This is a genomic window from Geomonas sp., from assembly GCF_056994735.1.
Genome location: NZ_JBXKJL010000363.1, coordinates 1 through 11,340 on the forward strand (window position 1 = coordinate 1; position 11,340 = coordinate 11,340).

The 11,340-nt window shown below is 61.6% G+C and carries 8 protein-coding genes and 1 pseudogene; 8 read left to right on the forward strand and 1 reads right to left on the reverse strand.

Annotation, left to right across the window (positions count from 1 at the left end):
- Together AC11W3_RS15775 and AC11W3_RS15780 are read left to right on the forward strand one after the other, a co-directional pair.
- A pseudogene (locus AC11W3_RS15775) lies at positions 1 to 308 on the forward strand (DUF4124 domain-containing protein); the annotation flags it as partial.
- A gap of 305 nt (positions 309 to 613) precedes the next feature.
- Entirely contained in the window at positions 614 to 889 is a 276-nt protein-coding gene (locus AC11W3_RS15780; protein ID WP_484088546.1) for a peptidylprolyl isomerase, read from the forward strand.
- 56 nt (positions 890 to 945) lie between these two features.
- On the opposite strand, the gene AC11W3_RS15785 is transcribed toward AC11W3_RS15780, so the two are convergent.
- Positions 946 to 1,377, reverse strand: a complete 432-nt coding sequence (locus tag AC11W3_RS15785; RefSeq protein ID WP_484088547.1) for an ester cyclase — start codon at positions 1,375 to 1,377, stop codon at positions 946 to 948.
- 302 nt (positions 1,378 to 1,679) lie between these two features.
- Here AC11W3_RS15785 and AC11W3_RS15790 point away from each other — a divergent pair, with 302 nt between their 5' ends.
- The 6 genes from AC11W3_RS15790 to AC11W3_RS15815 form a co-directional block, all read left to right on the forward strand.
- Complete coding sequence (locus AC11W3_RS15790) at positions 1,680 to 2,054, forward strand: hypothetical protein (protein ID WP_484093326.1); 375 nt, start codon at positions 1,680 to 1,682, stop codon at positions 2,052 to 2,054.
- Between the two features lie 308 nt (positions 2,055 to 2,362).
- Positions 2,363 to 3,268 (forward strand): transporter substrate-binding domain-containing protein, encoded by a 906-nt coding sequence (locus AC11W3_RS15795; protein ID WP_484088549.1) that lies wholly within the window; start codon positions 2,363 to 2,365, stop codon positions 3,266 to 3,268.
- A 154-nt stretch (positions 3,269 to 3,422) separates the two neighbouring features.
- Positions 3,423 to 6,839 carry a PAS domain-containing hybrid sensor histidine kinase/response regulator gene (locus tag AC11W3_RS15800; protein WP_484088550.1) on the forward strand — a complete coding sequence of 1,139 codons (3,417 nt, stop codon included), beginning with the start codon at positions 3,423 to 3,425 and terminating at the stop codon, positions 6,837 to 6,839.
- Between the two features lie 672 nt (positions 6,840 to 7,511).
- A complete protein-coding gene (locus AC11W3_RS15805; protein ID WP_484088551.1) occupies positions 7,512 to 9,887 on the forward strand; it encodes a multiheme c-type cytochrome in 2,376 nt (791 codons plus the stop codon).
- Positions 9,888 to 9,951: 64 nt separating this feature from the next.
- The gene (locus tag AC11W3_RS15810; RefSeq protein WP_484088552.1) at positions 9,952 to 11,079 is read left to right on the forward strand and encodes an NHL repeat-containing protein; all 1,128 of its coding nucleotides are present in this window, start codon (positions 9,952 to 9,954) and stop codon (positions 11,077 to 11,079) included.
- 66 nt (positions 11,080 to 11,145) lie between these two features.
- Positions 11,146 to 11,340, forward strand: a 195-nt coding sequence (locus tag AC11W3_RS15815; protein ID WP_484093327.1) for a hypothetical protein, incomplete at its 3' end; no start/stop codon positions are given.

The window sequence follows — 11,340 nt, forward strand, 5'->3', positions numbered from 1 at the left end:
TGAAATCGGCACAGGAATGTCTTGCGCAGAAGAAGCAAGAACTGGCCAAGCTGCACCGGAAATACGTGGCAAAGAAGGGAAGAACGCCCTCCGCCGACGAGCTGAAAGAGTACGAAAAGAAGCGCGCAGCGGGAAGTGTCTCAGTAGACGATAATCCGTACGTGAACAAGAGCCGTCTCACCGTCATCGCCCCCTCCCGGAAAGCCTATTATGACAAGCTTGAAGAGGTCCAGAAGTACGAAGAGCGGGTGCGGGCGTTGGAAACGGAGCTCTCCGCCCTCCCGCTGAAGGCAACAGCCGTTTACTGAGGATACGAGTCCACGGTGACATGGCCCGAGTATCGCTAACTCGTAGGGCGGTACGTGCCCGGTGGGAGCTGTATGTGCCCGGTGGGAGCTGGATCGGTGGTGTGTACCCGTTCGATTTTCAGAACCACTGCTTTTCGTGCTTCGACAGGCTCAGCACGAACGGATCATAGAAACGAGCCATCCTGTGACAAGGCCTAGGGGGCTCGGCACGAACGGTTCACAGAAACGAGTTATCCTGTGATCTCCCGAAAAGGAAGAAACATCACATAGCACGACTGTAAAGGCAGTCTGAAAAGGAGCTTAAAATGCCTGCGAACGCACGCCATATTCTTGTTCACACCGAAGCCGAATGCCTCCAACTCAAAGCTGAGATCGAGGAGGGTGCGGATTTCGCCGACGTCGCCAAAAGCAATTCCTCCTGCCCGTCCCGCATGCGCGGCGGCGACCTCGGTACCTTCGTGCAGGGGCAGATGGTCAAGGAGTTCGACGAAGTGGTCTTTTCGGGGGATATAAACAAGGTGCTGGGGCCGGTTAAGACCGACTTCGGCTACCACCTGATCGAGATCACCAAACGGTGGTAAAAGGAAGGGAAGAAAAGGCGGCCAGGTAGCCGCCTTTTCCTGTTCGAGCGAGTGCATCATTTCTCTCCCGGCAGGGTCAGGGCGCCGATCTGGATCAGGAAACCCATCACGTCCTTTTCCGACCACTTCTCAACCAGTTTCCCGTTCTCGATCCGGTGGATCGTTATCGAGGTCATCCTAAGGTCGTGTCCGGTTCGTGGGGCTCCCGGGAGATCTCCCACGTGCCTCCCGTAGGCTGTCAGCCGCGTCACCACCATGTCCCCTTCGGCAATCTGCTCTTCGATGATATGGTAGCCAGGTGTGGCTTCCCGAAGCATCGCGTATGTCTCTTTCACCCCCTCCCGCCCCGAAGGCAACCCGGGGAAGGGCGCGGGATTGTGATCGACATAATCTTCCGCAACCATCTCCTCTATGGCTGCCAAATTCCCTTTATCGATCTCTTCATAGAAACGACGGACAAACGCTTTGTTTTGTTCAGTGGTGCTCATGGTGCACCTCGTATGATCCTTGTGTCGGTGTCTGCTGGAGGTGAGGTAGTCCTGTCTTGTCTTGCCCAAGGAGTAGCTTATCACTATCCGGGGTACCAAGTCATGCTTCGCCTCTCTCTGTGCGCAGGCTTCACCTCAGTGCCTTGGATCCATGATAGGGAAAAGAGGTTGACAGGGAGGATGTTGGAGATGGCGTGAGATTGCTAAAGGGCGACGATGTGGTATCTCTGTAAGTTGGATTTTATTTCAGACCTCGATGCGGTCAAATTAGCAGTACGTGCAGAAATTGAAAGGGAGGCGAGATGGCTATAACAGGTGGGAAGGTCACAAAGATTGTCATCACAGTCGTCGTCATAGTGATCGTGCTTTTCGGTGCCTATACCTGGTTCACCCTGAGCTGGAGCTTTTCCAAAGGCGACCGCGCCGGGTATGTCCAAAAGTTCTCGCACAAGGGTTGGCTGTGCAAGACCTGGGAAGGGGAGCTGCAAATGGTGCCTGTGCCGGGAGCGACTCCCGAGAAGTTCGCTTTCAGCGTGAGAGACGATGCCATAGCCCAGAAGATCAACGGTGCGGTCGGCAGGAAGGTGACGCTGGAATACGAGCAACACCGTGGAGTTCCTACCTCATGCTTCGGTGAGACCGAGTATTTCATCGTCGGTGTCAAGGCCATCGAGTAAAACCGGGGAAATATCCTGATACTCTTGACTGAACTGGAGCCGTATTAAGAGCCGCCTGCCGTTAATCAGCAGGGGGCTCTTCGCCTTTCTCTGTCAGGGGGAACCCGCTGGCATCAACGCCGCTTCGGTTCTCTGTCGCGACCCCGCCTTCACCCACTCAAGATCCCCACGCTGCTTTCTTACGCCCCGCCCCTCTGTTAGCTGTCACCAACAAAATTCACCTAAAGAATCTCGTGCCTCCTACCGACACTATGTAGGCCGGCTATTGCCGCGCGTTGATGCCTCGCAACAGAATGAAAAGGTGGCTTATGTCCAGACAGGTTGGAAATAGTAAGCATTTCAAGAAGACGCTATCGCTGCTCGTCGTTGCTGCCGTTGCCCTTTTGCAGGGGAGCGCCTGGTCCGGCGACCTCCCCCAGGTACGGAAAAGCGGTGTTCTCAGGCACGTCGGCATTCCCTACGCCAACTTCGTCACCGGCGCCGGAGACGGCATGGATGTGGCGCTGATGCAGATGTTCGCCAAGCACCTCGGGCTGCGCTACGAGTTCGTCAAGGCGGACTGGGGGACGATCGTGCAGGATGTAACCGGGAAAAAGGTGCAGGCGAAGGGCGATGAGGTGACGATTATTTCGGACGCTCCGGTGAAAGGGGACCTGATCGCCAACGGATTCACCGTCCTCCCCTGGAGGGAGAAGGTCCTTAACTTCTCCACCCCCACCTTCCCGAGCCAGATCTGGCTGGTGGCCCGGGTGGATTCCGACGTGAAGCCGATCAAGCCTTCCGGCAAGATCGATACCGATATCGCAAGGACCAAGGCGCTGCTGAAGGGAAAGGCCGTCATGGCGCTGAAGAAAACCTGCCTGGATCCCGACCTCTACAAGCTCGAGACCACCGGGGCCAACATAGTCCTCTTCAACGGCAACCTCAACGAACTGGCACCGGCCGTCATCAACGGGAAGGCCGAGATGACCATCCTGGACGTCCCTGATGCACTGGTCGCCCTGGAGAAATGGCCCGGGAAGCTCAAGATCCTGGGACCGATCTCCCGCAAGCAGGAGATGGCGGTGGCCTTCCCGAAGAGTTCCCCGCAGCTTCGCGACGCTTTCAACAAGTTCCTGAAGCAGGCCCGGAAGGACGGGAGCTATGCGAAGCTGGTCAAGCAGTACTACCCGACTGCGTCGGCCTTCTTCCCCGAGTTCTTCAGGCACAACTAAATCCCGAAAGTCCATCCGGCTCCCTCGTCTGATCTGGACGGGGCCGGAAGGCTCGATCAGGAATAGTTTCCGGAAAGGGAGTTGGAGCGGCAGGCGCCAAAGGGCCCTGCGGCCATTACAGCGGCGGCGGTAATTTCGATGGTTGAAGACTCGGATGGCACTTAAAAAACTGATTTCCCAAATGAGCAGGATGCTGGCCGCGTTGATCGGCCTGGCGCTGGTGAGCTACATTGCCTACCTGGTAATCACCCAGTACCGCAGCCAGGTGGCCATCCAGGACGCCTCGCTGCAGCAGCTGACCTCCGACAGCACCCGACGCGCCACCGCCCTCGGCTATTTCCTTTCCGAGCGCAAGACCGACATCAAGGAGCTGGCCCAAAGCAGGGAGGTTTCGGCCTACTTTACAAACGAAGCTCTCGGCATGTCCATGGAGTACGGCCTCCGGGCCAGCCTGATCATGGTCGACGACCTCTTCACCAAGACGCGGGAATCGGAGGTATATGCAGGCATTCCCGTCTTCGAGAGGATCGTCTTCATCGACCAATCCGGAGCCCTCCTTGCCGACACGTTGAAGAGCTCACCCCCGACCAAAGCCGACTGGAAGCAGTACCTGAATCACTCAGCGGGCGAACAACCATACACCCGGACGATAAAGGGTGAGGGCGAGGTGAAGATCCTGGCCTGCGCCCCGGTCCGTTTCAAGGGGCGCTACGCGGGAGAGGTGGTGGGGTGGATCTCACCCTCGCAGCTCTACCACTGGTTCATCGAAAGCGACGGTCAGCTCAATCGCTACCCTGTCGCCCTCCTCTTCAAGAAGGAGTTCCTCAGGCTCCCCACACAGCTGAAGGGGATGCTCGCCTTCGACCATCCCTCCATCCCCCCCGACATAAAACCGCTCGTCCCGTATAGACTGCCGGCTCTCAAGGGGCAAAGCTCCGAGCAGAGAGGGTATGCCATCCTAGTGCCGGTGGAGAAAACCAACGTGTCGCTGATGGCCTTCATCCCTGGGCGGGAGATACTGGACCTCAATTCTCCCCGGCTCATGCTCTATACCACCGCCGGGATAGCCATCTTCATCCTCGGGGTGCTTTACTACTTGCAGCTGGTCAATACCCGCAACGCCGTTCTCCAGGTGCGCCTTGAGGAGACGACCTTGCGCGAGGCCGCGGTGGACGAGAAGAACCGCCTCCTGGCCGCCGAGGTGGAGGAGCGCCGCCAGACCGAGCTGGCCTTGCGGGAAAGCGAGGCGAGGTTCCGCGCCATCGTGGGCGCCGTCCCGGTCATCATCTACGAATACCGGCAGAGCGAATCGGGGGGGCGCAGTTTCACCTTCGTTTCCGACAGCATCGCCGAGCTCTCCGGATATCCGGCGGAGGTGACCAGCGGCGATACCGAGGCGCTCTTCGGCCTGATCCATCCCGAGGATTTCGACGGGGTCATCGCGGCAACGGACCTGGCCGTGGCCAACCGCAGCCCCTTCAGCAAGGAGTTCCGGATCATCAATCATGCCGGGGAAACGAGATGGATCCTGGCAAACTCGCTTCCGCATCCGGAGGAGGGGACCGGCGCCACCGTCTGGTACGGCTGCCTCGAGGACATCACCGACCGCAAGACGGCCGATCTTTCCCTCAGGGAATCCCGGCGGCAGCTAGAGGACATCATCGACTTCCTCCCCGACGCCACCCTGGTGGTGGATCGGGAAGGGCGGGTGGTGGCCTGGAACAGAGCGATCGAGATCATGACCGGGGTCAAGGCCGAGGAGATGATCGGCAAGGGGAACTACGAGTATGCCCTCCCTTTCTACGGGAAAAGGAGACCGATCCTGATCGACCACGCCCTGAACCCGCACCTCGGGGAGCAGGGGTACGCCGAGCTCTCCAAAGAGGCGGAAATCACCTACGGAGAGTCCTTCACCCCCGGTATCGGGACCGGAAACAGCTACCTCGCCGGATCGGCGTCGGTGCTCAAAAACTCCCGGGGCGAGGTGACCGCGGCGATCGAGTGCATCCGCGATAACACGGAGCGGCTGCGGGCGGAACAGCTACTGCGCGAGAGCGAGGCGACGCTGAGATCCCTTATGGACTCCATGCCCGCCGGCGTCTGGTGGTACGACGATCTCGGGAAGGTTGAATACCTGAACAGCCGTTTCTCCGAACTCTTCGGGTTCAAGCTGGAGGAAATCTCCACCATCGCGGACTGGTTACGGCATGCCTACCCCGACGTGGAACAGCGCAAACGGCTGGTCCGGGAAAGACAGGCGCTGATTGCCGAGGCGCGGCTCAACGGTACCCCGGTCCCGCAGCTGGAGACCATGGTGACCTGCCGGGACGGCAGCATGCGCCACATCATCGTCAACACCCAGTTCGCCAAGGGGCTCACCCTGGAGATCTTCACCGACATCACCGAACAGGAGTTCATTCACAACGAACTCCTGAAGGTGCAGAAGATGGAGTCCCTGGGTGTGCTGGCCGGCGGGATCGCCCACGACTTCAACAACATCCTCACCGGGGTGATGGGGTACGTCTCGCTCGCGCAGATGGTGATGGAAGGGACACACGAGGCCCGCCCCATGCTGGATGCGGCGCAGAAGGCCTCCCAGCGCGCCTCGGAGCTGGCCCATCAGCTGCTGACCTTCGCCAGGGGAGGGCAGCCGGTCAAGAGGATCGTATCGGTCCCGCGCCTGGTCGAGGAGGCGCTCTCCCTTTCGCTGCGCGGGACCAGCGTGCAGGGGAAGATGGAGTGGGTGGAAAGGCTCTACGATGTGGAAGCCGATGCCGGCCAGCTCAACCAGGCCTTCAACAACATCGTGATCAATGCCGTCCACGCCATGGCAGGGGGCGGCACCCTCTCAGTGCGCGGCGAGAACGTGCAGCTGGAGAAGGGGAACAAGCTGGGGCTCGCGGGCGGGCCGTATGTGAAGCTCACCTTCCAGGACCAGGGGTGCGGGATACGGGAAGGCGACCTGAAGAACATCTTCGATCCCTATTTCACCACCAAGTCACGCGGCAACGGCCTGGGGCTGGCCTCAACGCTCTCCATCGTCAGGAAGCACGGCGGGCATATCCAGGTCCATTCCGAGGTCGGGGTCGGCACCACCTTCACCTTCTTCCTTCCCGCCACCATCGAGGCCGCGGCTGTGCAGGAGACCGGGGGGGCGGAGGGTCGGGACCTCCGTCGTACCGGCGGGACGGTGCTGGTCATGGACGACGAGGAGATGATCCGAGCGCTGTGCTCCGAGATGCTGCTGCAGCTCGGCTACCAAGTGGCCACCTGCGCCGAGGGCGCCGAGGCCATCGCCCTCTATCGGGCTGCCAAGGAGGGTGGCACTCCCTACTTCGCGGTGATAATGGACCTTACCATTCCGGGCGGGATGGGGGGGAGGGAGGCCGCGCAACAGATCATCGCCTACGACCCGGCGGCCAGGCTGATCGTCTCCAGCGGCTACTCCAACGACCTCGGGCTCTCCGATGCCGGCAATTACGGCTTCTGCGGAGCCGTTATGAAGCCGTACCAGGTCTCGGACCTGGCCGGGGCCCTGGATGTGCTGCAATTGCAGCAAGTTGCAATCTGAACCCCTTCGCCACCTTCCCCCATAATCCTCGTCGCTTACAGCCGTTATTGTCCCGACCAAACGACTTCCTGCAGTAAAATCGGCGGCCTGAGACCGGAGCTGTCGCGCCTTCAGCAAACCCTGTCTTTTGACGTGGCTGCCCCGCCTCCCCGGCCAGGTCCGTATGGCCACTCCTCACCAATTCACGACGGCGAAGGTCCCTGTGGGGGAAATAACCTCCTTGTGGCCAATTCACGCACCCCCTCCGTTATATGACACGATATTAATCTAATGAAGCTAATTGCAAAGTCACCTTTTCGTAATCATTTGTGCAGGCTAATGCAAATTTCATCTTTTTTTCATTTTTTTTGCCGGGGTAGTCACGCCCCCCGCCGGCTCGCCCGGCCTCTGAACCCGCCCGCACCCGGTTGCCGGCTCCAGGTGCAAAGTCTTTATCTCGCAAAGACCTAGCTGCATCGCCTCTTCACCGTTACTCCCTCCCTCCGCTCCGGCCATCGCCCGACAAGGGGCGAGACCGGCCTCAAATGCCTTTCTCGCAGACCTCTTCCCCCCCTGGCGGCCCTTGGCGAAGCTCATTGAAGGCACATTTTTTGCGACTAATGTGCGCCAAATAAATTAAACTTGTTTCACTATGAAGTTAATTAACGTGTCTTCGACAGACAGAGGTGGGATATGCTGAGAAGATTTCTCCTTGCCATCATGATCATCTGGTGCCTCCCCGCATTAGCGCATGCGACCTGGTACGTCTCGGCCTCCACCTCGCCGTCGACGGGCGGAACGATCTCCAGTCCGGGGACCGCCACTTACCCCGACACGACCCTCTCGGTCAACTACACCGTGACCCCCAAAATCGGCTATGTCCTCAGCGCCGTCAGGTTGAACGGCATCGGCCTAACCGCGGTTTCGCCGGGTGTCTACCGGGTCAACAAGTCGACCGCCACCCAGTACCTCGTGGCCTACTTCGCCGCCAAGACCTACTCCGTCACCCCCGCGGCCACCCCTGGCGGCGCCATCGTGCCGACCTTCAGCTCGCCACCCAGCTACGCGTTACAGGCGGGAGGGGCCTATACCTACAATATCAACCCCAATACCGGCTACATGATCACCGACGTGGCGGTCGACGGGGTCTCGGTGGGAGCGGTCAGTTCCTACACCTTCGCCAACATAAACGCCGACCACACCATATTCGCAGGCTTCGCCGTGGCTCCCAGGGTGAAGGCCGTGGCGGTCCCGGCGACCAGCCAGACCACCGGCCTGGGACCCGCCTACTCAGTCACCCTTGACGGCTCCCAGAGTACCACCAGCCTCGGCAGCCTGGTCTACCTGTGGTCGGTCACCGCGACCGCCCCCGCGGGGCTCACCGGCGGCGCCTTCAGCGACGCCACCGTGGCGAAGCCGATGTTCTACGCCGACAAGCCGGGCGTCTATACGGTCACCCTCACGGCCAGCGACGGACTCGGGCATAGCGACTCGGCCGAGGTCAAGGTAGACGCCGTCACCAGGCAGGCGTACCTGGCGCTCTACTGCGGCTCCTGTCACACCGGAAGGGACGCCCAGGTCACCTCCGACTACAAGATCTCTCCGCACTACACCACCACGCTGGCCGTGCCCAGCTGCCAGTTCTGCCATCTCCCCGGGCAGCAGGAGAACGGCCACTACACCATCCAGCGGCCCCTCGACGCCTGCAAGACGTGCCACACCTCCTTCAAGTCCAGTACCCCCGGCCACCTCGGCGAGATAGGGGCCAACGACTGCTCGAAGTGCCACGATGCCCACAGCACCCTGCCGACCGGCTTTTACGGCGCGCCGCCCCACTTCAACAACGTGACCTCCGGGACCTACCCCGCCTCCTACGTGACCTCCCGCAACACCTGCGCCAAGTGCCACAGCCCCAGCAACGACTCGCTCACCGCCCAGCAGAACCGGGTCTCCTGGGCCAAGTCGGGGCACGGCGCCATCAGGGATGCCGCCTGGATCTCGAAGGACTTCAAGACCCTTAACGGCTGCGTGCGCTGCCACACCGCCACCGGCTTCGTCGCCTACTCGACGGCCAAGGTGACGGCAGCCTGGGGAGTCCCCTCGGACAAGACCAAGGAGGTCCTGGCCTGCAGCGGCTGCCACTACGACGATTTCACGGGCCGATCTTTCAAGCCCTACTCCTCGCCCAGCGGCTACGTCTTCCGGGTTGACGCGACGAACGAGATCTCGGTGCCGTACAAGAACACCGACTTCGCGATTTCCAACGTCTGCCTGCGCTGCCACGCCGGAACCACCAGCGGCGAGGTGATCAAGCGAGCCTTCGCCTTCTCCGGCTTTACCGCGGCGGGGAGGCTTCTCAACCACTTCATGGTCGGCGGCGGGGTGATGGACAACAACATCGGCTACGAGTTCGACGGGACGCCGCGCGGCAGGGATCTCGATTTCAACAAGCAGAATACCTGGCATGCCGGTATCGGCAGCCCCGCCTCCAAGGTCGATACCGGCACAAGCGGCGCCTGCGTGGCCTGCCACATGAGCGCCCCCGACGACGGGCACCGCTTCGCCGCCGCCTTCACCAACCAGACCGGCTCGGTGGTGGCCCTCCCGGCACAGGGCGTCTGCGACAAGTGCCATCCCTCGCAGATGGGGGGAGGGACCAAGATGTCGCCTGCGGGACTCAACGCCTACCAGAGCGGCTTCAAGAACGCGCTGGCGGCTCTGAAGGCCCAGCTCAAGGCCAAGGGCTTCGACCCCGATGCCCCGGCCGGCATCAACTGGGGCGCCACCGCCCTTGAGCGCTCCAACAACATGGGGGCCTACTACAACTACGTGCTGCTCAAGCAGGGGGACAAGGCGGCGTACCTGCACAACCCGACCTACGCCAAGCGGCTGATCCAGTACTCCATCGACTGGCTCGATAACGGCGCCTTCGACGACTCGGTCCCCATCGCCATCCATGCGCTCGGTGCGTTGAGCCAGGAGACCAAGGACTCGACCATCTCCTACCTCGGGCTGGACGATTCGGTGACCGCGAACTGCATCAACTGCCACCAGGGCTACTACAACTGATACCAATGAGCGGGTGCCTCCCGGCCAGGGAGCTCCCCGCAAACGCGAATAACGAGGCCTTACCATGACCCGAACCAAGACGACGATTTTGAGAGTGGCTCTGGCACTGCTGCTGGTCCTGGGGACGCTGCAGGGCGCCCAGGCGGCGCTGCCGACGGTCACCATCCTGGGGACGCTGTGCGCGCCGCTGCGGGCGCCGGGGAAGATGGCGCTCGACGCAGCCGGCAACCTCTTCGTGGCCGACGTGCAAAATGGCGGCATCGTGAAGTTCGACGCCGGCAACCGTCCGCTTGGCGTGATCGCGGTGCCGGGCGTGGTGCGCAGCGTGGCCCTGACGGCCAACGGGAACCTCCTGGTCAGCCACGGCCGCCAGGTCACCAGCTACCGGCCCGATGGGGCGGCCCTGGGGGACCTGACCGGCTACTCCTTCACCGAGCCCAACGGCATCGCCCTGGACGCCACCGGGAACATCTACGTCGCCGACAGCAAGGCCAACAGGATCGCCGTCTTCACCTCCGCCGGGAGCTTCCGGAGCTCATTCGGCAGCGCCGGAAAGAAGCAGGGAGAGCTGAACTTCCCGACCGCGCTCAGCTACGAGCGGAACGGGAACCTCATCGCCGTGGCAGACACGCTCAACAACCGGATCCAGTTCTTCGACACCGAAGGGACCTTCAAGAGGTCGGTGGGAGGACCCTCGACCCTCTCCGGGCCCCTGAGCTTCACCTACCCGAACGGGGTGGCCTTCGACTACGCGAGCGGCGTGCGCATGTACGTGGCTGACGGCTTCCAGAGCTCGGTGCAGGTCATCGACCTGGAGGCTCAGCCGAAGTTCGTCGGCTACCTCGGGAGCTACGGCACCGCCACCGGGCAGTTCCGGCAGCTGGCCGACGTTCTCTTCGACCAGCAGAGCCGGATGCTGGTCACCGCGGACGCAACCGGCACGGTCACCTTCTTCGGCCTGAGCAACCAGCAGGGAGAGGGGGCCTCCGCCCTCGGTCAGGGCGGTACGGCAGCCGGGGGCTCCGGCGGCACGGCCCAGGGGAGCGGCGGCACGGGCGGGGCCATTTCCGGGGGCAGCACCGGGAGCAGCAGCGCAACATCCGGTTCGACCGGCGGCACCACCGCTAGCTGGCAGTACCCGACGGGCGTCGACTGCCGCCATGCCAGGGCGGGAAGCGTAGTCTGCAGGTAAGGGAAGGGAAGGGGGAGACCCCGACCAGCAGTTGCGAGTGGATCAATGAGAAACCTGGAGCAGACCATGAAGAAAATCGTCATATGCGCAGCAGCACTGATTATGATCTTCCTCTTCGACCATAACCCGTGCCAAGCCGTGCCCGCACCGCATGATTCCGGGTGTCTGCAATGTCACGTCTCCCACAACTCGCTGGGTAGCCAGACCAACGACCTGGTCTGCTTCAGCTGCCACAACCCGTCGGGAGGCGCCAAGGCCCAG

Excerpts from the sequence above, each read along its gene's own strand:
- AC11W3_RS15780 (WP_484088546.1), top strand. The coding sequence starts at position 614 with ATGCCTGCGAACGCACGCCATATTCTTGTTCACACCGAAGCCGAATGC.
- AC11W3_RS15795 (WP_484088549.1), top strand. The coding sequence starts at position 2,363 with ATGTCCAGACAGGTTGGAAATAGTAAGCATTTCAAGAAGACGCTATCG.
- AC11W3_RS15805 (WP_484088551.1), top strand. The coding sequence starts at position 7,512 with ATGCTGAGAAGATTTCTCCTTGCCATCATGATCATCTGGTGCCTCCCC.
- AC11W3_RS15810 (WP_484088552.1), top strand. The coding sequence starts at position 9,952 with ATGACCCGAACCAAGACGACGATTTTGAGAGTGGCTCTGGCACTGCTG.
- AC11W3_RS15800 (WP_484088550.1), top strand. The coding sequence starts at position 3,423 with ATGGCACTTAAAAAACTGATTTCCCAAATGAGCAGGATGCTGGCCGCG.
- AC11W3_RS15785 (WP_484088547.1), bottom strand. The coding sequence starts at position 1,377 with ATGAGCACCACTGAACAAAACAAAGCGTTTGTCCGTCGTTTCTATGAA.
- AC11W3_RS15790 (WP_484093326.1), top strand. The coding sequence starts at position 1,680 with ATGGCTATAACAGGTGGGAAGGTCACAAAGATTGTCATCACAGTCGTC.